General features: G+C 48.2%; 21 protein-coding genes. 7 read left to right on the forward strand and 14 right to left on the reverse strand.

Translation table 11 applies throughout. The annotated features are described in order from the left end of the window. Window positions 1–577: 577 nt before the first annotated feature. From paaK to paaA, 11 genes are all read right to left on the reverse strand, one after another. On the reverse strand, window positions 578–1,873 hold the full coding sequence (gene paaK, locus R2X38_RS14400; protein WP_317522985.1) for a phenylacetate--CoA ligase PaaK: 1,296 nt from the start codon (window positions 1,871–1,873) through the stop codon (window positions 578–580). A gap of 99 nt (window positions 1,874–1,972) precedes the next feature. Continuing rightward, window positions 1,973–3,178, reverse strand: a complete 1,206-nt coding sequence (gene pcaF / locus R2X38_RS14405; protein ID WP_317522986.1) for a 3-oxoadipyl-CoA thiolase — start codon at window positions 3,176–3,178, stop codon at window positions 1,973–1,975. After that, window positions 3,171–3,608 carry a hydroxyphenylacetyl-CoA thioesterase PaaI gene (paaI, locus tag R2X38_RS14410; RefSeq protein WP_317522987.1) on the reverse strand — a complete coding sequence of 146 codons (438 nt, stop codon included), beginning with the start codon at window positions 3,606–3,608 and terminating at the stop codon, window positions 3,171–3,173. The genes pcaF and paaI overlap by 8 nt, the downstream gene beginning before the upstream one ends. 6 nt (window positions 3,609–3,614) lie before the next feature. Further along, window positions 3,615–5,141 carry a 3-hydroxyacyl-CoA dehydrogenase gene (locus R2X38_RS14415; protein ID WP_317522988.1) on the reverse strand — a complete coding sequence of 509 codons (1,527 nt, stop codon included), beginning with the start codon at window positions 5,139–5,141 and terminating at the stop codon, window positions 3,615–3,617. Between the two features lie 2 nt (window positions 5,142–5,143). Beyond that, entirely contained in the window at window positions 5,144–5,932 is a 789-nt protein-coding gene (gene paaG / locus R2X38_RS14420; RefSeq protein WP_317522989.1) for a 2-(1,2-epoxy-1,2-dihydrophenyl)acetyl-CoA isomerase PaaG, read from the reverse strand. A gap of 2 nt (window positions 5,933–5,934) precedes the next feature. Next, complete coding sequence (paaF, locus tag R2X38_RS14425; RefSeq protein WP_317522991.1) at window positions 5,935–6,720, reverse strand: 2,3-dehydroadipyl-CoA hydratase PaaF; 786 nt, start codon at window positions 6,718–6,720, stop codon at window positions 5,935–5,937. An 11-nt stretch (window positions 6,721–6,731) separates the two neighbouring features. Continuing rightward, on the reverse strand, window positions 6,732–7,787 hold the full coding sequence (gene paaE / locus R2X38_RS14430) for a 1,2-phenylacetyl-CoA epoxidase subunit PaaE (protein WP_317522992.1): 1,056 nt from the start codon (window positions 7,785–7,787) through the stop codon (window positions 6,732–6,734). 13 nt (window positions 7,788–7,800) lie between these two features. Beyond that, window positions 7,801–8,307 carry a 1,2-phenylacetyl-CoA epoxidase subunit PaaD gene (gene paaD, locus R2X38_RS14435; protein ID WP_317522993.1) on the reverse strand — a complete coding sequence of 169 codons (507 nt, stop codon included), beginning with the start codon at window positions 8,305–8,307 and terminating at the stop codon, window positions 7,801–7,803. A 9-nt stretch (window positions 8,308–8,316) separates the two neighbouring features. After that, window positions 8,317–9,075: a 1,2-phenylacetyl-CoA epoxidase subunit PaaC gene (paaC, locus tag R2X38_RS14440; protein ID WP_317522994.1), complete on the reverse strand. Its 759-nt coding sequence runs from the start codon at window positions 9,073–9,075 to the stop codon at window positions 8,317–8,319. A gap of 12 nt (window positions 9,076–9,087) precedes the next feature. Beyond that, window positions 9,088–9,378: a 1,2-phenylacetyl-CoA epoxidase subunit PaaB gene (gene paaB, locus R2X38_RS14445; protein WP_409996831.1), complete on the reverse strand. Its 291-nt coding sequence runs from the start codon at window positions 9,376–9,378 to the stop codon at window positions 9,088–9,090. Between the two features lie 11 nt (window positions 9,379–9,389). Then, complete coding sequence (gene paaA, locus R2X38_RS14450) at window positions 9,390–10,319, reverse strand: 1,2-phenylacetyl-CoA epoxidase subunit PaaA (protein WP_222549176.1); 930 nt, start codon at window positions 10,317–10,319, stop codon at window positions 9,390–9,392. Window positions 10,320–10,725: 406 nt separating this feature from the next. Between paaA and R2X38_RS14455 the strand changes: the two genes are divergently transcribed. The 4 genes from R2X38_RS14455 to R2X38_RS14470 are packed head-to-tail and all read left to right on the forward strand — an operon-like array spanning window position 10,726 to window position 16,125. Beyond that, complete coding sequence (locus tag R2X38_RS14455; RefSeq protein WP_317522995.1) at window positions 10,726–11,757, forward strand: TRAP transporter substrate-binding protein; 1,032 nt, start codon at window positions 10,726–10,728, stop codon at window positions 11,755–11,757. Between the two features lie 10 nt (window positions 11,758–11,767). After that, complete coding sequence (locus R2X38_RS14460; protein WP_317522996.1) at window positions 11,768–12,289, forward strand: TRAP transporter small permease; 522 nt, start codon at window positions 11,768–11,770, stop codon at window positions 12,287–12,289. 3 nt (window positions 12,290–12,292) lie between these two features. Beyond that, window positions 12,293–13,597 (forward strand): TRAP transporter large permease, encoded by a 1,305-nt coding sequence (locus R2X38_RS14465; protein ID WP_187460099.1) that lies wholly within the window; start codon window positions 12,293–12,295, stop codon window positions 13,595–13,597. Window positions 13,598–13,653: 56 nt separating this feature from the next. Then, window positions 13,654–16,125, forward strand: coding sequence for a penicillin acylase family protein (locus R2X38_RS14470; RefSeq protein WP_317522997.1), 2,472 nt, complete (start codon window positions 13,654–13,656; stop codon window positions 16,123–16,125). A 106-nt stretch (window positions 16,126–16,231) separates the two neighbouring features. Here the strand turns inward: R2X38_RS14470 and R2X38_RS14475 are convergent, their stop codons facing one another. Then, window positions 16,232–17,266, reverse strand: coding sequence for an LD-carboxypeptidase (locus R2X38_RS14475; RefSeq protein WP_317522998.1), 1,035 nt, complete (start codon window positions 17,264–17,266; stop codon window positions 16,232–16,234). Window positions 17,267–17,636: 370 nt separating this feature from the next. Here R2X38_RS14475 and R2X38_RS14480 point away from each other — a divergent pair, with 370 nt between their 5' ends. From R2X38_RS14480 to R2X38_RS14490, 3 genes are all read left to right on the forward strand, one after another. Then, window positions 17,637–18,626: an ABC transporter substrate-binding protein gene (locus R2X38_RS14480; RefSeq protein ID WP_317522999.1), complete on the forward strand. Its 990-nt coding sequence runs from the start codon at window positions 17,637–17,639 to the stop codon at window positions 18,624–18,626. An 83-nt stretch (window positions 18,627–18,709) separates the two neighbouring features. Further along, window positions 18,710–19,609, forward strand: a complete 900-nt coding sequence (locus R2X38_RS14485; protein ID WP_317523000.1) for a proline/glycine betaine ABC transporter permease — start codon at window positions 18,710–18,712, stop codon at window positions 19,607–19,609. Next, window positions 19,602–20,846 carry a glycine betaine/L-proline ABC transporter ATP-binding protein gene (locus tag R2X38_RS14490; protein ID WP_317523001.1) on the forward strand — a complete coding sequence of 415 codons (1,245 nt, stop codon included), beginning with the start codon at window positions 19,602–19,604 and terminating at the stop codon, window positions 20,844–20,846. Before R2X38_RS14485 ends, R2X38_RS14490 begins: the two co-directional genes overlap by 8 nt. A gap of 115 nt (window positions 20,847–20,961) precedes the next feature. On the opposite strand, the gene R2X38_RS14495 is transcribed toward R2X38_RS14490, so the two are convergent. Next, window positions 20,962–21,336 carry a hypothetical protein gene (locus tag R2X38_RS14495; protein ID WP_107296947.1) on the reverse strand — a complete coding sequence of 125 codons (375 nt, stop codon included), beginning with the start codon at window positions 21,334–21,336 and terminating at the stop codon, window positions 20,962–20,964. Between the two features lie 125 nt (window positions 21,337–21,461). Continuing rightward, window positions 21,462–22,436, reverse strand: a complete 975-nt coding sequence (locus tag R2X38_RS14500) for a GTP-binding protein (protein ID WP_317523002.1) — start codon at window positions 22,434–22,436, stop codon at window positions 21,462–21,464. Window positions 22,437–22,669: the final 233 nt, after the last annotated feature.

The raw sequence follows: 22,669 nt of genomic DNA on the forward strand, positions 1-22,669 counted from the left end.
TTTAAATCCACTCGAAAGCGGTCCGCACTTCATGCTCATAATTGCTATCAGCGACTACCAACACAAAACAATTAGTTAACATCTTGTTAAAAAGTAATTCGTCATTTTAAAAAAAACAATAATTATGTATCACTTAAACCGCAAAGGTCTTGCAAGTGTGATTTGGAGCAAAAAACAAAAAGAAATATTCGCCCCAGGCAATAGATAAACTTTGACATGCCGCATGAGAATTCGGCGTAGGGATCCCCCCGTGAAAACAGAATAAGTATCAATGTGGGAGGCACTTTATACAGATAAAGAAAGAAGCTCTCGAAGAAGGAAACTTGGAGCGGGCTGCGGGAAACGAACCATCGGCTTGAAGTAGGTTTCATACCCTTCGCAGAAATAGTTATGACCAGGCTGACCTGTTTGTGAAATGTGGAAACGATGCTTAGCGCAGGCGAAACGGAATGCTTTTACAATGAGAAGAATGTACGAATAAGCGACTTCAAGATAACTCTTGTGGCGTTATCTTGAAGTCTCTTGGCATATAAATATTGGCTGCTTTACCTACCGATAAAGCAGCATCAATTTACTCTTACGCTTGCCTTAAATCTAGCACGCGTTGGGCTTTACCTTCCGAGCGAGGAATTTTACCGCAAGGCAAAATATCAATATTGGTCGAAATGCCGACCATTGTTTTGATACGGTGGCGAAGCTGACTCTCGACCTTGTCATAGCAAGCCGTATTGGCCGCCTCTTTCAGCTCGACCCTCACGGTCATAGTATCTAGGTTGCCCTTCTTGACGACTTCCAATTGGTAGTGAGGGCTCAGCTCAGCCACCTCAAGGATCTGTTCCTCAATCTGCGACGGGAAGACGTTCACGCCCCGGATAATCAACATATCGTCACTTCGGCCGGTGATTTTATCCATCCGGCGCATCGTCCTAGCGGTCCCTGGCAGTAGGCGGGTCAGGTCACGGGTACGATAGCGGATCACAGGCATGGCCTCTTTGGTCAGCGAGGTAAACACCAGTTCGCCGTGTTCGCCATCCGGCATAACCGAACCGCTCAGCGGGTCGATGATTTCTGGGTAAAAATGATCTTCCCAGATAGTCGGGCCGTCAGCGGTCTCGGCACATTCCATCGCGACCCCCGGTCCCATCACTTCAGACAAGCCATAGATATCGAGCGCTTTGATACCCAGGCGCCGCTCGATTTCCTCTCGCATCGAATCAGACCATGGCTCAGCACCAAAAATACCTATTTTCAATGAGCAGTTAGACGCATCTCCGCCATGTTTTTTCTCCAGCTGATCAAGCAAATTCAGACAGTAGGACGGTGTCACCATGATAATCGTCGGTTGGAAGTCTTCGATTAGCTGGATTTGCTTCTCAGTTTGACCGCCAGACATCGGCACCACTGTCGCACCGAGTTTTTCTGCACCGTAATGCGCGCCAAGCCCACCGGTAAACAAGCCATAACCGTAGGCAACATGAATCATGTCTTCTGAACTACCACCAGCTGCACGGATAGAGCGCGCAACAATGGTTGCCCAAGTATCGATGTCTCTTTGGGAATAACCCACAACGGTTGGCTTACCTGTCGTCCCCGAGGATGCATGGACACGAACCACATCCTTCATCGGAACTGCGAAAGTTCCGAACGGGTAGTTATCACGCAAGTCTTGTTTGGTGGTATAAGGAAATTTATTTATATCTTCTAAACATTTAAAATCTGACGGATGAACACCCGCTTCGTCAAATTTTTTTTTGTACATCGGAACGTTGTTGTAAGCATGCTCGAGCGTCCATTTCATGCGTTCAAACTGCAGCGTGCGTAGCTCGTCTACCGAAGCGGTTTCTATCGCTTCTAGTTGATTAAAGTCGGTCATTCCTTCGCTTCCTTTTGGATGTTCATAATTGTATTCGCTGAACTTACTTTACACTTGAATCGTTATAATTTTGTTATAAATATGTAAACCATCAATACCTTATACGCGCTCGATGATCATGGCAATACCCTGGCCTACTCCAACGCACATACAGCACAGTGCATATTGGCCTTTTTTGCAATGAAGCTCATTCGTCGCTGCCATTACAATGCGCGCCCCACTCATACCTAGAGGGTGACCCAGCGCAATAGCTCCGCCATTAGGATTAACATGCGCGGCATCATCCGCCACACCCAGTTCTCGTAACACGGCCAACGCCTGAGCTGCGAACGCTTCGTTGAGCTCTATCACATCCATGTCGTTTATCGACAATCCCGCCATCTCGAGCACTTTCTTTGCCGCAGGTGCCGGGCCAATCCCCATAACCGCGGGTTCAACACCTACGGTTGCGCAGGCGATGATTTTTGATTTAGGCACTAAACCGTATTCAGCAACGGCTTCATCGCCAGCGATTAATAACGCCGCAGCCCCATCATTCACACCCGATGCATTGCCTGCGGTAACACTTCCTTGTTCGGCAAATGGAGCGCGTAAGCTAGCCAGTTGCTCAAGCGTAGTCTGTGGCCGTGGGTGTTCATCCTCGCTTACCTCTATCGCTGGCCCCTTTCGGTTAGGGATGGTGACCGGAACAATTTCCTCTGCTAACTTGCCCGCCTGCTGAGCGGCATAAGTACGCTGCTGGCTTCGCACAGCATAGGCATCTTGATCTTCGCGGCTGATACCATAACGCGAGGCGACATTTTCCGCTGTTTCTGGCATCGAGTCGGTGCCAAACTCACTTTGTAACTGCTTGTTGATAAAGCGCCACCCTATGGTGGTATCGTACATTTCAGCCCGACGGTCAAAGGCGCTCCCCGCCTTGCCCATTACAAAAGGGGCGCGTGACATCGACTCAACACCGCCAGCCACCATGAGCTGCGCCTCTCCTGCCTTGATGGTACGTGCCGCCAAGGCCAGTGCGTCCATGCCCGAACCACATAAGCGGTTGACTGTCGTTCCAGAGACTTCCTGCGGCATGCCCGCCAGCAAGACCCCCATCCTGGCTACGTTACGGTTATCCTCCCCGGCCTGGTTTGCACAGCCAAGGATGACATCGTCTACTTTTCGCCAATCCAGATTAGGATGACGCTCAACAAGTGCCTTTAGCGGCACGGCTGCTAAGTCATCCGGGCGCACCGATGACAGAGCCCCGCCATAGCGGCCTATAGGGGTTCTTACTGCGTCACAAATATAAGCGTTATTCATTTTCTCCCTCCAAAACTGACATTCCCAAGCGGTGTGCTTTGCCGCGGAAAAGCGCGACCAGCTTTCCTTGCTGATTGGTAATTTCGATATCGTAAGTCCCTGTTACCCTGCCTTGTGATTTCACATCCGCGGCAGCCGTCAGTACATCTCCTTCCTTAGCGGGGCGGATATACTCAATGCTGCACCCCGCGGCTACCGCAGCCTGGTTCTCGCTATTGCATGCGAAAGCAAAAGCAGAGTCGGCCAGGCTGAAAATCATGCCTCCGTGGCAAGTCGCAAAGCCGTTCAGCATGTCTGCCGTGACCGCCATGCTAACCACGGCACGTCCCTTATCCATCTGCTCGACTTTCATGGCCAATTTATTCGAGCAGCCATCATCGCTATACATTTTCTCGGCGCAGCGCCAAGCTAGTTGTTGTTGACTATCCATCTTTGATTAACTCCCGTATGCCATTTGTCGTAACAAGGGTGATGGACGGTAACGTTCCTCACCGTAGAAGTGCGTTAGTTGCTCTAACGTCCGTTCGATATGTGTCCAGCCTAACTGACGCCCCCATTTAATAGGGCCTTGCGGGTAGTTCACGCCACTTTTCATCGCCATGTCGATATCTTCCAAGCTGGCGCCGCCTTTGTTGGCGAGGTCTAGCCCTTCATTAACCAACATGCCAAGGGTTCGCCACATCACCATACCGGGGTAATCCTTGGTCAGAATCACTTGCTTGCCCAACGACTGAATGAAAGCGACCACTGCCTCCGTCTGTTGCCGGGTATTTTGCCGGGCTGGTGCCAATGCAATAACTGGGGTTGTTAGGTAGTCGCTGCAATAATCGAACATCACCACTGGTCGCTGAAGTTGCGCGGCAAGCTGGGTGGCAGTATTGCCCCTGGTCGGTACAAGCAATACACCGCCAATGTCGAGTGCCGCCCCCTCCAACTCGGCACAGTCCGATGGCACCTTGGCGATATTTGGTTGATAGCTAGATACCAGTCGCTCGAACGTATGCTCTGGCTGCTGCCATTGTCCAATTTGCGTAACTGCGCCTGGGGCAAGGTTCACCGCGGGATGAAAGCCGGGGTTCGCCGTCGCGGCGTCGGCTTGGTATTGGTATTGGTAGAAGCCACGGCCTGTTTTGCGGCCATAAAAACCGGCATCGACCAGCTCTTTTTGGATCAGCGATGGCTGGTAGCGCCTATCGTGGTAGCAAGCATCAAAGACACTCTTGGTTACCGCGTAGTTCACGTCGTGGCCTATCAAGTCCATCAGCTCAAACGGCCCCATATTAAAGCCACCAGCACGGCGCATCAGATAATCGATTTCATCAACCGATGCAACCTGCTCTTCCAAGGCCCGCAACCCCTCGGCATAAAATGGCCTCGCTACGCGGTTGACAATAAAACCAGGCAACGAGCGAGCTAGCACTGCATCCTTGCCACACGAACGTGCCCAATCGAGAGAAGCCTGCGCGGCATCATCGCTGGTAGCAACCCCCTTAATCACTTCCACCAACTTCATCACGGGTGCCGGATTGAAAAAGTGGATGCCCACCATACGCTCCGGCTTTTCCAGTGCGCTGGCAATGGCGGTAATGGAGATAGACGACGTATTGCTGGCCAGAATACAGTCGGGATGACAGAGGCGCTCGAGGTCACGGAATACCGACTGTTTTACTTCCAGGTTCTCAACAATTGCTTCGATGACTAGACCTGCACCTGCCACCTCATTAAGTTGAGCTGAGCATTCAATTCGCGCTAAAGTCGCATCAGCTTCATCTTGGGTGACTCGCCCTTTATCTACCCGACGCGATAACCCCTTCTCGATTTGTGCTTTGGCTTGCTGGGCTTTGCCTTCCTGCAAATCAAACAAGCAGACCTGGTAGCCAGACTGGGCAGCAACTTGCGCAATGCCCGCCCCCATCGCCCCCGCACCGATAACCGCGATTTTTCTAATAGAATAACGACTCACGATTATTTCCCCTTGAACTCAGGCTGGCGCTTGTCAAAGAACGCCGAGACACCTTCGCGATAATCTTCGGTCCGGCCGGCAAGGCGTTGCAAGTCGCGCTCCAGATCCAACTGTTCTGCCAGGGAGTGCTCGGTGCTGGCGTTAATGGCATATTTGATATAGCCAAGCCCCGCGGTTGGCTGGGTTGCCAGGCGCTGGGCCAGGCCCATCGCCGTTGTCATAAGATCCTCATCGTCGACACACTGCCAAATCATGCCCCATTGCTCGGCTTGCTCTGCCGGCAGCTTGTCACCAAGCAGTGTCAAGCCTTTCGCCCGGGCGCTGCCCACCAGGCGAGGCAGTGTCCATGTGCCCCCCGAGTCAGGCACCAAACCCAACCGACAGAAAGCTTGGATAAAGCTGGCGGACTTCCCGGCAATCACCAGATCACAAGCCAAGGCTAAGTTCGCCCCGGCTCCTGCAGCGACACCATTCACCGCGGCGATAACCGGTTTATTGATTTGGGTAATTTTCTTGATTAATGGGTTGTAGAAACGCTCAATACTCTCCCCCAAATCCGGCATAGACTGATCAGCACTAATGTTGCGATCATTCAGGTCTTGTCCGGCACAAAATGCCCTGCCCGCACCAGTAATGACCAGCGCTCGTACTGACTCGTCTTTTTCTGCTTGTTTTAAAAATCCCATTAATGCTTGATGCATTTGTGGATTGAAACTATTTAATTGATCCGGTCGATTTAGGGTGAACAAAGCCACTCCAGCCTCAACGGAGTAATGAATGCTGTCTTCCATTATTATTTTCCTTGGTAATTTGGTGAGCGCTTATTAAAAAAAGCGTCGATCCCTTCTTGTCTATCCTGACTGGCAGCAAGCAAACTAAATAACTGACGTTCTTGCTTTAAACCTTGCTCCAATGTGGTGTTTTGTACTTGCTGCAAGGCTTGTTTTGCTGCCCTGACCGCTAGAGGCGCACGTTGAGCAATCTTGTTAGCGATTTGCTGGCAGCGCTCTAGCGTTAATGCATCAACAACAACTTCGCTAACTAAACCAGCTTGCTGGGCACGTGATGCCGAAATAGATTCGCCGGTTAACACCATTTGATTGGCCAATGACTTACCGACAGTACGGCTCAAACGTTGTGTTCCCCCGGCCCCTGGCATCAAACCAAGGGTGATCTCAGGGAGTCCAAAGACGGCCATCTCTCCGGCAACAACCACATCGCACAATAAAACCAATTCCAATCCGGCACCAAGCGCGTACCCATTGACGGCAGCTAACAAGGGTTTGTTAAATTCATTCAGGCGTTGCCACAAACGAGGCCTAACATTCAACCAGGTATCGATTGCCCTTTGACTTGCGAGTTCATTAAGGTCGGCACCAGCAGCAAAGCACCGCTCCCCGCCCGTAACCACTACCGCACCAATATTCGCCTCGCCTTCAGCCCAATCAAGCACATTTGCCAACTCTTCCAGGCAATCATTGGTGAGTGCATTGCGTTTTTGGTAATGTGTAAAGCAAACCGTTAAAACACCCTGTTGCTGGCTGCAATCAAGATAAGTTAAATCCATACCTAACGTCATAACGAGTGACCTTACACATCGAAGTCGATAGAGACTTCGTCAGACGTTGGTACCGCCTGACAACTGAGTACATAACCTTTATCAATCTGATCTTGTTCAAGACTATAATTCACCGCCATTTCCACTTCGCCTGATTTGACCTTACAAATGCACGTCGCACATACGCCCCCTTTACAGGCATAAGGCAAATCTGCTCCCTGGCGCAATGCGGCATCCAGCAGGCTGTCATCTTGGGCGGTCATCTCCAAATCCATCACACGCCCATCTCGCTTGAGCTTAACGCGGCTAAACGCCGCTTTATTTTCGACGGTTGGACGGGGGCCCGTGCCGCTATTAAAGCGCTCGACATGGAACTTGCGCTCATCCATACCGCCTTCGCTCAAAGCAATATAAGATGCTTCCAGCATTTCCTCTGGGCCGCACATATAGCAAGCATCGAACTGGTTCCAGTCAAACAGCGACTGCCCCAGCTGACGCAGTTTTTCCGGATCTAGACGGCCGTTTAATAATTCAGCCTCGTTGCTTTCGCGCGAGAACAGATAAACGATTTGCAGCCTTTCCGGATAACGGTTTTTGAAATCCGCCAACTGCTCTCTGAACATGGTTGAATTCAGGTTCTTGTTACCGTATAGCAAGGTGAACTGGCTGTTTGGCTCTCCTTCCAATACCGACTTCAACATGGAGATAATTGGCGTAATTCCCGAACCAACAGCAATGCCTAGGTAATGCTTACTTGATTGCGGTTCCGTCACAAAGCCAAACTTTCCCTGAGGTGGCATGACATCGATGATATCGCCAACCTTCAGTTCATTATTGGCATAGTTTGAAAAGCGCCCATCCGGAATGGCTTTTATCCCCACTTTTAATTGCGATTCATTGGTTGATGAACAAATGGAATAACAACGGCGCAACTCTTCTCCGCCCACATCGGCTTTTAATGTTAAATATTGCCCAGGATGAAAAGTAAATTGATCCTCTAAATCTTCAGGTACTGAGAACGTCATTACCACGGCGTTATCAGTTTCTCGTTCTAGCTTGTTTATCGTTAACGAATAAAAATCTGTCATGATACGTTCTCGTTTAAATACACTTGAAATAATCAAAGGGCTCATAACATTGACGGCATTGGAAATGCGCCTTGCAGGCTGTTGAGCCGAATTCACTAACCAATTTGGTGTCTTTACTTTGGCAATGTGGGCAAATCACTTCATCGGGTAATGGCTGGCTAAAACATGCTTCCCCTTGCGGTGGTGCAATTCCATAATCAGCCAGTTTTCTTCGGCTCGCTTCCGACATCCAGTCCGTTGTCCAAGCAGGATCGAGACAAACCTCAACCTTTACTGGGGTATACCCAGCCCTATTCATACACTCGGTAATGTCGTTAATTAGCATGTCAGTCGCCGGGCACCCCGAATAGGTTGGCGTAAATATCACAACCCATTGCTGATCTTCAAAGCGAACCTCACGCAACATACCTAGCTCGGCAATGGTCACTACCGGTATTTCAGGATCTGGAATACTCGATAACAGCTGCCAAACGGCTGATTGAGCCGGGTGAGATAAGCCCGCTAATGTTTGAACAAGCATGCTGCCTCCTTACCACTGGCAGTTTGGATAAACCCGCTGCATGTACTGCATTTCCGCCAATATGTAGCCAAGGTGCTCACTATGCTGTCCCTGCTTGCCGCCTTGTCGACTGAAGGTCGAATCCGGCACCATTAAGTTAGCTTTCTCCAGCACCTTAGAAACTTGCTGCAGCCACTTCACTTTCAGTTCACTCACATCGACCGCAATACCTGAGCTGACTAATACGCTTTCTTGTAGCGACGGTGTAAACATTTCATCCGTAAAGCGCCATAACTCAGTCAAAGCAGACTGTATCTTTTGATTACTGGTGTCCGTGCCATCGCCTAGGCGGATCATCCAACCTCGACTGAAACGTAAGTGGTAAGCCGCTTCCTTGATCGATTTTTTCGCAATCGCCGCAAATTGAGGATTGGTACTCTTTTGCAGTTCAGCTAAAAATAGATTGTGAAAAACATCAAACAAAAACTGGCGGGTTAAGGTGATATCAAACCCTTCATTGGGCTGTTCAACCATGAGCAAATTTAAATAACCAGACTGGTCACGGAAATAAGCAAAGTCATCTTCGCTTCTACCTGCTCCCTCTAGTTCGGCAGCATATTGATAGAAGTTTCGAGCCTCACCCAATAAATCGAGCCCGATATTGGCTAGTGCCATATCAATTTCTAGCTCAGGCGCCACACCACACCATTCAGATAAGCGATGCGATAAGATCAAGCTGGTATCGGCAAGTTGAAGCGCATAGTGCAGTTCAGGATTATCTTTAACCATTTCTTTCCCCTTCTACATATGCTTAATGTCTGCCGGAATGCTGTAGAAGCTGGCATGGCGATACACTTTATCTTCTGAAGGGTCAAAAAATGGCCCCTTCTCGCTAGGCTGCGAAGCGGTGATCTGCGACGATTTCACAACCCAAATCGAACACCCCTCATTTCGTCGAGTGTATAGATCTCTGGCACCCTCCAGCGCCATTTGATCATCTGCCGCACGCAAACTGCCTACATGCTTATGGTCAAGTCCTTGCTTGCTTTGGACAAACACTTCATACAACGGCCAACTTACTGAACTCATCATTCTCTCCTTGCTTATGCGACATGTTTTTGTTGTTTGTTGCTATGTGCGATCGCTGCCTCGCGAACCCATGCTCCCTCATCCCAAGCACGCTGTTTGGCCTGAATGCGTTCATGGTTACAAATGCCGTTGCCATGAATAACCTGCATGAACTCTTCCCAATCAATCTCACCATGATCGTAATGGCCGCGCGCTTCGTTCCATTTCAAGTCAGGGTCAGGAATTGTCATACCCAAGGCTTCAACTTGGTGTACCGTGTTATCTATAAACTTTTGCCGTAGTTCATCATTACTTAGGCGCTTGATCTTCCAGGCCATGCTCTGAGCAGAGTTTGGAGATTCGCTATCATTGGGACCGAACATCATTAACGATGGCCACCACCAACGATTAATCGCATCCTGCAACATCGCACGTTGCTCTTCGCTGCCATTCGCCAGAGCCGTCACCGCCTCATAACCTTGACGCTGATGAAAACTTTCTTCCTTACAAATACGCACCATGGCACGGGCATAAGGACCATATGACGTTCGGCATAACGCGACTTGGTTAACAATGGCTGCCCCATCAACAAGCCAGCCCACAACACCAATATCCGCCCAATTCAATGTCGGGTAATTGAAGATCGACGAATACTTCATCTGACCCTTCAGTAACTTCTGGTACAAGTCGGCGCGATCACCGCCCAGCGTTTCAGCTGCGCTGTACAGGTACATACCATGCCCGGCTTCGTCCTGTATTTTTGCCAGTAGTACCGCTTTACGACGAAGCGATGGTGCTCGAGTTAGCCAGTTTGCTTCTGGCAACATGCCTACGATTTCAGAGTGGGCATGCTGACCAATCTGGCGGATCAGTGTTTTTCGGTAGTGCTCTGGCATCCAGTCTTTCGGCTCGATGGCAATCTCATTTTCTAGTTTGTGCTCGAAGCAAGCATTCTCAGAAGACATTCCCTGACCTCACGTTGTGATACGATATTTTTACATAATGTATATTTACTGTATCACTTAATTGGTGATTAACAACCCCCAACACCAAATAAGTTAACAATCACTTTACAATCATCATTTCCATCGAAGTGTTTCTGCACCGCCAGCAGAACGGCCAGAGTGTCATATACATTAGTAACTTGCCATAAAGTATTTAGGTGCAAGAAGGTTGGAAAGCGTCCAGATCGTGAGCTGGGGTTGCCGTTAACACTTGGTGTCGCTATCTAAGAACTTGTCCCTCGATCACAAATGCAACATTCCGACAACATTTAGCAAATAAAAATGAATCATTTTCTTTGTGAAATTAAAATTTGTGTGTCATGTTTATTTTTAACCAAAACCCAAACATGGCAGAAAGGAATACAGAATGCTGAAAAAAGTGATGATGAAGGGCATAGCTGGCGTAACAGCGAGTATGGTTTTAGCGAGCACATCTTGGGCTGCCGATTATGAGTTGCGCATCGCGACGTGGTTAAGCCCAACGCACACCATGAACCAGGACGTTTTCCCAACGTGGGGGAAATGGGTTGAAGAAGCCACCGAAGGCCGAGTCACTATTAAGCTTGAATACGATGTTGGTCACCCGAAAAGCTTGGTTGATATGGTAGAGGACGGTGCGATTGATGCGGCCTGGACATTCCATGGCTATTTACCCGGCCGTTTTCGCCTACCACAAATGACAGAGTTACCGGGTTTGGATGCCGGAGCCGAAGCGGTATCGGTTGCTCACTGGCGCATTAACGATCAGTATTTCCAAGAGTCCGGTGAGTACGATGGCATTGAAGTCGCTGGACTATTTGTACATGGCCCAGGGCAAATCCACCTGCGCTCACCTATCGACTCCATCAAAGAGCTAAAAGGTAAAAAAATTCGTGTCGGCGGTGGGATCTCCACAGAAATTGGCAAACGCCTTGGGGTCACGGGTGTAAATGCACCAGCAAACAAAGCCTATGAAATGCTCTCTCAGGGTGTTGCAGACGGCCTGTTCATGCAAATGGATATGATGAAAGTTGGTCGTTTCAAGGATGTTGCCCCTTACACCATTAAGCTCCCTAATGGCCTATACCTAGGTTCTTTTGGCATCTTTTTAAGCCCAGATTTCATGGCAAAACTATCGGAAAAAGATCGAGAGGCGATCCGAAGTGTATCAGGCGAACGTCTATCTGCCCTTGCAGGCCGGGCTTGGGCGAAAGCTGACGAAGTAGGCGAAGCCGATATCATTGAGAGCGGTAGCCAAATCACCAACGCCTCTGCAGAAGATATTGCTTTCTTCAATGAGCTAATTGAAGGCATGGATCAAAAATGGATCAAAACAGCCAAGCGTCGTGGTGTTGATGCCGAAACCGCACTTGAGGCATTCCGCACTGAAGCACGTAATTATCAACCTATCGAGCTATAAGGGCTGAGACATGCGTGATTCAATATTTAAATTAGTCCAGTGCTGGGAATGGGGAGCCCAGCACTTCGACCGAGTCCTCAAGCTCTTTGCTGGGATGATCTTATTTAGCTTGATGCTTATTACCTGCGTCGACGTTTTGGGCCGTTACTTATTTTCCTCACCACTAGTCGGTAGCGTAGAACTCACCGAGTTATTATTGGGAAGTTTGATCTTTGCCACCCTGCCCTTAATCACTTGGCGCAAAGAGCACATTAGCGTTGACCTAACTGACTCGATCATCCCTACCGCAATAAAGAAAGTTCGAGACAGTATTTTTAATATCTTGGTGGGTATCAGCCTATTTACTATCGGTTTTAAAATCTGGGATTTGGCGACCCGCTCCCAACGCTACGATGAAGTCTCGGAGTATTTGGAAATACCGATTTATTACTTTACCTATTTTCTCGCGATCTCGTGTTGGCTCACAGCCATTACCTCGATTGTATTGGTAGTTACCCAAGCATTTAATAAACAATACGATAATCAAGGATAGATTATGCTCATCACACTGATTGGTTTTGCAGTATTAATGTGTTTAATACTGCTGCGAATGCCTATTGCCTTCGCCATGGGGATAGTTGGCTTCATTGGTTATTCTGCCCTTGGCGATTGGAATTTCAACGGTGCCCTATCGGTAAGTGCCAAGCGCTTAATCGATACATCCCAAGACTATGGGCTATCGGTCATCCCTATGTTCATTCTTATGGGTAACCTGATCACCAAGGCTGGGTTATCCCAAGAATTATATCGCGCTTGCTATGCTTTCTTCGGCCATAAAAAAGGTGGACTAGCAATGGCTACAGTTGCTGCTTGTGGTGGCTTCTCAGCGATATCTGGTTCAAGCCTTGCGACATCGGCAACTATGGCAAAAGTCGCCATGCCATCCATGCGCAAGTATGGCTATTCCGACGGCTTGGCTGCCGCTTCTATAGCCGCTGGCGGCACCCTTGGAATTTTGATTCCCCCTAGCGTGATCTTAATTATCTACGGCGTGCTCACCGAGCAAAGTATTCGTGATTTGTTTGCGGCGGGCTTCATTCCGGGTGTACTTGGCATCGTGTTATATATGCTGGCAACCCGCTACGTTGTATGGCGTAACCCTAAGTCAGGCCCTTGCGGTGAACGCATGAGCAAGGAAGAAAAATGGCATGCGATCCGCTCCGTTTCTGCCATCTTGGGGCTATTTGTTCTGGTGATGGGCGGCATTTATGCCGGCATATTCACCCCAACCGAAGCCGCTGGCGTAGGCGCAGGTGGTGCATTTGTAATTGCGTTATATCGTCGCTCGCTAACCCTACCTATACTGCAAGATATTCTGTTGGAAACGGCCAGAACCACAACAATGCTATTTGGGGTGATCATCGGTGCCCTGATCTACTCAAACTTTGTAAACCGTGCAGGGCTTCCTTCCGAGCTAGTGAACCTTATCCAGTCTGTAGGTGCGGATCCTATCCTGGTCATGCTTGCTATTTTGGGTGTGTACATACTGCTGGGAACGGTATTCGAAAGCCTCTCTATGCTACTGCTAACTATTCCTGTCTTTTACCCACTGGTCCAAAGTATGGGATTCGACCTAGTTTGGTTCGGCATTATCGTGGTGGTAGTGACAGAAATTAGCTTAATCACCCCGCCAGTTGGGCTGAATATTTTCGTTCTTAGCGGCGTCATCAAAGACATTAAAACTAGCACAATATTCAAAGGCGTCACCCCTTTCTGGTGTGCCGATATTATCCGTCTGGCTCTATTGCTGTTTATTCCGGCTTTATCGCTGTGGTTGCCCGGAATGTTATATAGCGCTTAAACAAACCTAAAAAAATAAAAACGATAAGCCTCACTCTAGTGAAACAAGGAATGACAATGTTTAATAAAACTCTAGTGGCACTTTCTACCCTAATTGGCCTAAGTGCCATCAGTGGCTGCAGCACAATATCCGACACACAAGAAATCACCATCAAACGTGATAGTTATGGGACGCCTCATATCTATGCAGATACCACTTATGGCCTTTTTTATGGCTACGGTTACGCCATTGCTCAAGACCGACTATTTCAACTGGAAATGGCCAAACGCAGTGCGCAAGGCAATGTAGCGGCGGTATTAGGGAAGGACTACCTGCCTTTAGATATCAAGGTACGCGAACACTACAATCCGCATACCATCAAAGCCGCAATGGAAGAACTATCGCAGGAAGATCGCGATATCTTCAGGGGCTACGCCAATGGCATCAATCAATGGATCGCACAGATCAACCAGTCCCCTTCCACACTGTTGCCGAAACAATTTATTGATAACGATTTCGCCCCTTCCAAATGGGATGATTTCGATGTCGTTATGGTGTTTGTCGGTTCGATGATTAACCGATTCGGCGATTACAATACTGAGCTGGATAACCAGCAATTACTGGCCGCATTAACCGAAAAGCATGGCGAAACGCTTGCCCGCTCTATCTTTGATACGGTACTTCCCCATCAAAGCGACAATGCCGTTGATACCATCCCAGCCGGTGAATGGAGCCCAGCACAAAGAAACCAGCTCAAAGCACAACTGGTCGCTAAGCTGGAAAAACAAGCACCACTGCCAGATAGCAAGCAAAGGCTAGGTACTGAGCAGCAAGTACCACTTTTAGCCTCCAACTCCCCTAGCACAAATGGTCTGCAGGGAACCTTAAATTGGCGAGGCTTTAACGAAGCCCCATTCAGTAATATTTTGGTGCTCGGTAAAGAGAAAACCCATGGTGCCAATGCCGTGCTGATCAATGGGCCGCAGTTTGGCTTCTATCGGCCAGCCTATACCTACTCTGTCGGTCTTCACGGTGCCGGATACGATGCGGTGGGTAACTCTCCAGCCGGCTACCCATTGGTGCAATTCGGTCACAACGGCAAAATTTCTTGGGGAAGTACCTGGGGCGCCGGCGATAATGTTGACCTGTTTCTGCTTGAATTAAACCCAAATAATGCCGAAGAGTATCGCTACAAAGGAAGCTATATCCCATTTGAAAAAGAGGCCCAGACAATAAAAGTTAAAGGCCAGCAAGACGAGGTGATCACCGTTTATCGCTCAGTCCATGGCCCCGTTATCAAACACTCGGCAGAAAATAATCTTGCCTATGCCAAAAAACGTGGCTGGGCTGGTAAAGAGCTCTCAACCCTGCTGGCATGGAACAAGGTCTCTAAGGCTGAAAACCACCAGCAGTGGTCGGATTATGTCGCCGATAGTGCCATCAACGTGAACTGGTACTATGCCGATCAAGACGGCAACATTGCCTATGCCCTTGGCGGTCACTACCCAGTACGCCACCCGAACTTTGATGGTCGTCTGCCGACACCGGGAGACGGGAGTGGTGATTGGCTAGGCATTTATCCATTCAGCTCCAACCCACAAGTACTGAACCCAGAAACTGGTTATATCGCCAACTGGAACAACCGCCCTGCCGCTGGTTTTCCGAATCCAGACCAATGGTGGTATAGCTGGAATACCGTTGATCGCAATGTCGAACTAACCAAGCGTGTTGATGCACAAAACAATTTTACCTCGCAGCAAGCGTGGGACTTAATGATGGAAGCCTCGGTCATCGACCCTAATGCTCGCCATTTTGTGCCTAACTTAATAGAACTAGCACAATCGAGTGAAGAGCCAGCGCATCAGAAAGCTGCAGATATTCTGGCTAGTTGGGATTTCAGCAATACCGACAATAACCAAGATGGGAAATATGACCACCCTGCTTCTACCTTGTTCCGCACTTGGCTCACGGAAGTCTTAGCAACGGCCTATTCACCTGTCATGCCCGAAAGTAAACTGGCTTGGTTTACTAACCCCGGCTACGGCAATAAAGACAGGGTTCTCGCCAATAGCTATAACATTCAAACCAGCACGAAAGCGCTTTCTGATATTCTGACCAATCCAAAGCTATTTGATGACAGCGACAAGCAGGCAATCAAGCTCGACGCCCTATCTAACGCCGTTGCTTCTTTGACCGAGACATATGGCACAAATAGTGACAACTGGTTAGCCAATGTCGATATTCTTCGCTTTGACAACAAAAACTACATCGGTGTCCCGCAAGCAGGTAAAGATGAAGTGTCAGATACCCCACTCGCCCTCAACCGAGGAACTGAAAATAACATGACAGTGTTTAGCGCCGACGGTATTGAAGCCTATGAAGTGGCTGCACCTGGGCAATCTGGCTTCATCGCACCTGACGGCACTCCGTCTCCCCACTATGATGACCAATACGAAGACTTCATCAACTTCCGCCTTAAACCGGTTTACTTTGAGCGTGATGTACTAAAAGTAAATTCTGGTTCGAAAACGGTCTTAACCATCAACTAAGAGTCAAGGCCAGAACCCAATGGTTCTGGCCTCCTTTCCGATTCGCCCAAAGACAAATTTCGCATAACTAAATCGTAAGGTACACGATATTATCGCTCATTATTAACTAAGAGTACTTCAACCACGGTGAAGTAAGGCTAAAGCTCTGCCGGTCGAAATCTATCTCGCCTTGAACGCCAATAGGCGTTACCAACATAGGATGGGTATGGCAGCTATCGAAGCCATTTAAGATTGGAACAGCTTGTCCGTTAAGGACTTCCATTAAAGCGTCTAAAGGTTGGCGACCTGTTCTTTTATCATCAAACAGCTCATGCTTACCGAGCACAATGGCGGAAATCTTGTCGAAAACACCACATAGTTTTAAGTGGCAAAACGCACGCTCAACGGTTTCTATCCCTTTTAGGCTGTCTTCTATTAGCAAGATATCTCCTTGCTGGATCTCAGGCATATATGGGCTTCCCCATATCCCCGCCATGGTATTTAAATTTCCACCCACAACTCGGCCTTTGACCACCCCATTACCGATAAACTGCCAGGTATTAGCCAAAGTCGGTTTGGCTTCACTTTGGCTTTCCCAGTCAATTTTTACGTCTGTCCACACCTTGGGCATTGAGTAAGAGTAAGGGAGATTTTGCTGTTCAACTGCTTTTTCACTTAGCCTGCCACACAACAGCACTTTAAAAGAAGCAAACGTCTCATCGACCAATGGAGGGAATTCGCCAAACGATGCCACTAATGCTGGGCCGTAAAAAGTTACCAAGCCTGTCTGGGCATAAATCCCCAGCAGCAAGGCTGTGACGTCTGAATAGCCGATAATGATTTTCGGATCTTGCCGTAACGCTTCGTAATCAATGTAGGGCAGCAAGGCATTACTGTTATTACCGCCGATGGTGGACATTATGCAGCGGACTTCTGGATCACGGATTAACGCATTTAGCTCTTCCGCTCGTGCTTGGATACTCCCCGAACGGTAATAGTCAGACTTCCCGGTTAGATGTCCCGCTTTTAGCTTAAAGCCTTTATGCTGTAAAAAAGCTTTTGCCCTCTCAAATCGCTTCGGTGCAAAACACGTTGCGGGTGAGGACGGAGAGAAAAAGCCTATGGTGTCACCGCTCTGTACCGGTTGGGGTAATAGTGTCATCCTTGACTCACTCTTTAACTGCACTAAATTACTTACACTATCTTACGCAAATTACATTCATATTTTCCATTACTTAACAGACACTTAGACCCTCATCACAAAGTTTGCTTCTATCCAACGTTATCTAAAACACATTTCTGAAACAAAAATTTCATTAGAGCTCGAAACATATTAAAATCAGCAAAACAAATTCCAGCCATAAAAATGAGATCTACATCTTACATGAGTAGCCTTAAATCCTTATGTTACAGATAAAAAAGCAAAACTTAGTCACATTTATTCACAAATCATATACAATCTTATTGAGCAACTCATTTGAACACTAATAATTGTGTTGGGTGAACCTAAAATTTGAGGAAGGATACTCGATATGAAATATAAAACCCCATTACTGCTTGCCATAGGCGCATTGGCAATAAATGCCAATGCCAGCGAATGTGGGAAAGTCACCATTGCTGACATGAACTGGAGCTCTGCCAGCCTTATCGCCAACATTGACCGCTTTATCTTAGAGCACGGCTACGAATGTGACGCCGAGTTAATCCCGGGCGATACCATGCCAACCGGCACATCCATGATTGAAAAAGGCCAACCTGATGTTGCCCCTGAACTGTGGAGCAACAGTCTAAAAGATGCTTTAGATAAAGGCGTAGAAGAAAAGCGTCTGCGCTATGCGGGTAAAGCCCTTGTCGACGGTGGTGAAGAAGGGTTTTGGGTTCCTTCTTACTTAGTCGAGAAATACCCTGAGATGAAGACCATCGAGGGTATTGAAAAGCACGCCAAACTGTTCGAACACCCAGAAGACCCAGATAAATCGGCTTTCTACAGCTGTCCGGCTGGTTGGAACTGCCAAATCAGTGCAGGTAACCTCTTCAAGGCCATGAAGCTTGATGAATCAGGCTTTGTGATTGTTGACCCAGGTTCAGCGGCGGGTTTATCCGGCTCGATTGCAAAAGCTTATGAGCGCCAAGAACCATGGTTTGGCTACTACTGGGCACCGACTGCCGTACTGGGTAAATACAATATGGTCAAAGTCGACTTCGGCAGTGGCATTGACGAAGAGGAGTTCGTCAAATGTACCACCAATGCCGAATGTGATTCCCCCAAAACAACTATGTACCCACCATCACCAGTCCATACCGTTACCACTGAAAAGTTTGCTGCTAGTGCCCCAGAGGCTTATGAGTACTTTACCAAACGCGGTTTCACCAATGCTGACATGAACCAGATTCTGGCATGGATGGAAGATAACCAGGCTGATGGTGAAGAGGCGATGTTCTACTTCCTCGAAGAGTATCCGCAAATTTGGCAACAATGGGTACCACAAGATGTCGCGAAAAAAGTGCAGAGCGCACTGTAAAAAACATCTAATTTTTAAGGTATAGGATTACCTTGTAGTACGCCAGAGCCCTTCGGGGCTCTGGTATGAAAAGGAATTAAAACATGTCAGAGTCTAATTGGCTTAGTGAATTTCCAGAGATGGATCGTTCTGATCTCCGAGCAATTCGCAAATCACTTGATGGCGCTTATCGCGACTTTTCTCGCGAGTACGGTGACCTCATCGAATCTTTCTTCGATCCCCTACTTTCTTTCTTGGTCTGGTTTGAAAAGCTCCTCATTTCCACCCCTTGGGTTATTGTACTTGGCGTCTGTACCGCGTTAATTTACGCGGCTAGCCGCTCTTGGAAGCTTTCCCTAGGTTGTTTTGTTTCCCTCATTCTCATCGGCTATTTCGGCATGTGGGAAGATACTATGCGTACCCTTAGCATCATCACGGTATGTACCCTGCTCGCTATTCTAATGGGTATCCCCATCGGCATCGCCATGGCCCGCTCTAACCGGGTACAAGCAACAGTGACCCCCTTGTTGGATGTCATGCAGACCATGCCGGCATTTGTCTACCTCATCCCGGTCGTCATGTTGTTGGGCATAGGGAAAATCCCAGGGCTGATTGCCGTTGTGATTTATGCTGTTCCGCCAGTGATCCGCTTAACCAATTTGGGGATCCGCCTTGTCGATAAGGAAGTGTTGGAAGCGGCAACCGCTTTCGGAGCTAACAAGAAACAGCGCTTATTGGGCGTCCAACTTCCTTTGGCCATGCCCACTATCATGGCCGGCATTAACCAAACCATCATGATGGCGTTGTCTATGGTCGTTATTGCTTCCATGATTGGCGTTAAAGGATTGGGCCAACCTGTACTTAAGTCGATAACCAATCAATACTTTACACTGGGGTTGCTAAATGGCTTAGCCATTGTTGCCCTGGCAATTTTGTTTGATCGCGCATCTCAGGCTTATGCCAAACGTACTCAGGCCCACTTAGGAGACCTTACCCATGACTGAGCCATTAATTGAAGTAAGCGGTCTGTACAAGATCTTCGGCCCCAAACCGGCATCGGTCATTGACAGGGTAAAGAGTGGCGAAAGCAAAGATAAGGTACTTAATGACACCGGCCATACCGTTGGCCTCAAAGACATCAACCTGAAGATCAATAAAGGGGAAATCTTTGTCATTATGGGCCTTTCCGGTTCAGGAAAGTCTACCTTGATCCGTCATTTCAACCGTTTGATCGACCCAACATTGGGGCAGATTTTGGTTGAAGGTATCGATGTGATGAAACTATCTGCTGATGAACTGGTTAACTTCCGCCGGCACAAGATGTCGATGGTCTTCCAGCGCTTTGGTCTGTTACCTCACCGTACCGTTGTCGACAATGTTGCCTATGGCCTTGAGATCCAAGGTATCAAAAAAACCGCGCGACTAGCGAAAGCAACTGAGTGGCTGGAAACCGTTGGCCTTAAGGGATACGAAAACCAATACCCTGCACAGCTTTCAGGCGGACAGCAGCAGCGCGTTGGCCTAGCCAGAGCCCTTAGCACCGATGCGGAGATCTTATTGATGGACGAGGCATTTTCAGCCCTTGACCCCTTGATCCGTAGCGAGATGCAAGACCAGCTGATTGAACTTCAGGAAAAGCTGCATAAAACCATTATCTTCATAACCCACGATTTGGATGAAGCCCTACGGTTAGGTGATCGTATTGCGATTCTTAAAGATGGCGAACTGGTGCAACAGGGGTCACCAGATCAAATACTGCTTCACCCTGCCGATGAGTACGTCGAAGCCTTCGTTAAGGATGTCAATCGAGCCCGCGCATTGACTGTCGAAACCGTCATGCAGCCACCGGCTTATCGCATCACGGCGAAGACGATTGAAGAAGCCTTGGTTGAGATGAAGCGGATCAAACAAGATTACGCCTATAACGTCACTGAAGAAGGTTATCAGGGTGTGGTGACCAAAGAAAGTTTGCTCGATGCGGCCAAAACGGATGCTACTCAGGATCTTCAAGATGACATCTATGAGGAAGTCCCTGTTATCTCGCCAGACTCCGTGATTGAAGAAGTGCTCCCCGACACCATGTCATGCGATTACTCTCTGCCGGTCGTTGACGAAGATGGTAATTTGCAAGGTGAGTTGGAGCGTAGTGCAGTTGCAGAAATCTTTACTGACGTCAGCGAGGCTAAGCCATCCACAAAGGAAGATCTCAGCATCCACCCCGTGATGGATAAAGCTTCATAGCCAAAATTCGAATACCACGACCTATCGGCTTACAACACCAGTCGTCTCACAATATAAAAAGCCGCCCACACCTTAATAGTGTGGGCGGTTTTAATTTCTAAGCTCAATGGAAGAATTAAGCGCTCTCTTTCATTGCCGAGATAACCGAAGGGTCATTGAGCAGATTAAACAGCATGCTTTTGGCTGATGCACGCTGAGCATCCGAAAGCACCTTCTTCGGGTTCTCTCGAGCCATAGTCAGGATATTCTTAATGAACTTGCTGTTAGTACCTGAAAGCTCGTACACATAACGCAGGGTATCAAGCAGCTCGCCTTGTGGCAGGCTGTAAACCGCCATTTCACAGCTCAGGCCATCCATCGCTAGGAAATTGTTCACCACTTCCCTGCGCTCGGCATTGAACTTCTCTTTGGCAATATGGCCATCAATCAAGGCCTGCACTCGATCAGCGATAGCTAAAGGCACTTCCATTGTTTTTGTTTCTTGATTCATTTCTGTTTCTCCTGCCCTAGCTGGGTATTATTGCCTTTGTGGGCGACGTATTTAACCAACAGCTCGGGCATTTTAGTTACGGTTCATTCCTGACAACTTTAGACTATTCGCCTTCTAATGAAGGGTTATAAATCTGAGATACCCAATAGTACCTGCTCTAATTCGTCCCAAGGCATAAGTTGGCTATCGATAACTTCGAGACGGCTTTCAAAGCCTTCCAGTGTCACCTGGTTAACCGAGACCACGCCATTGTTCACATTAAATGCGTGGCAGCCTTTATTGGTGTTGATCACCCCTTTCACACGCTCTGCAGTCAAATTACAGAACATGGAAAATAACTGGTCAAAATCAAAGGTGACTTCGGCACCGAAAATCCAGCCGCAGCTGTAATATCCCTGCCCTTTGTTTTCCTTGCGGATAAACTTCTGATTTGGCGGCAACTGAAACTGCGGCTCCATCTCAGCATGTTCATGATGATGCGCTTCAATTTCGCTAGCTTCGTCTTGCTGCTCCCGTTCGGTATCAAGCATCTCAAGCGGAAACTCGCCCTGCTTAACTAACATGCTGGCTAGTTTTTTCGGTTGCTGCGTCGCGACCCAGTGCTCGAAGATCCCGACATCCACCTCATCGCATTCGTCGAGTTTGTTGCCTATTACAATCTCGGCCACATCGAGCTGATCGTTGAAGTTTTGGTTTTCCGTATACTTTTTATCAGAGAGGTTACGAGGGTCAACCAAAGCAACAGTGGCTTTTAAATCGATGTAATCTTTGAACTGGTTCGAGGTCAAGACCGAGATAATCTTGTGGGGATGACCAAGCCCGGTCGGCTCGATAAGCAACCGGTCGGGGTTTTGGCGCAGCAAAGCTGTGATCCCAACTGAAGTAGGCACACCTGCGGTGCAGCACATACAACCACCAGGGACTTCTTTGATCATCGCGCCAGAATCAGTAAGAATGGCACCATCAATACCGATTTCACCAAACTCATTGACCAGCACAGCCCATTTTTCATCGGCAGGCTTATTCTTCAGTAAGTTTAAAATCGTCGTGGTTTTTCCTACTCCAAGGAAACCGGTGATGACATTCGTTGGTATTCGCATAATGAGTGATTTTTCCGTAAATGTTGACGGGAAATTTACATGAAATACGCCCCGGCCTCAAATCATTGTGGCTATCTTGTGGCGCTGAGGCTTTTGATTTATTTTAGTTTATTACCCAAGATTAAAGTATTGGGTGAAATGTCACCCTTTTTGAGCACTTGCCTCTTATAAAACCCGTAAATCCAAGCCATTAATGGCATTTCTGCTCACGATTTGTTTACATAACGTTTTTC

The sequence above is a fragment of the Photobacterium rosenbergii genome (assembly GCF_033022775.1).
GTDB lineage: Bacteria > Pseudomonadota > Gammaproteobacteria > Enterobacterales > Vibrionaceae > Photobacterium > Photobacterium rosenbergii_A.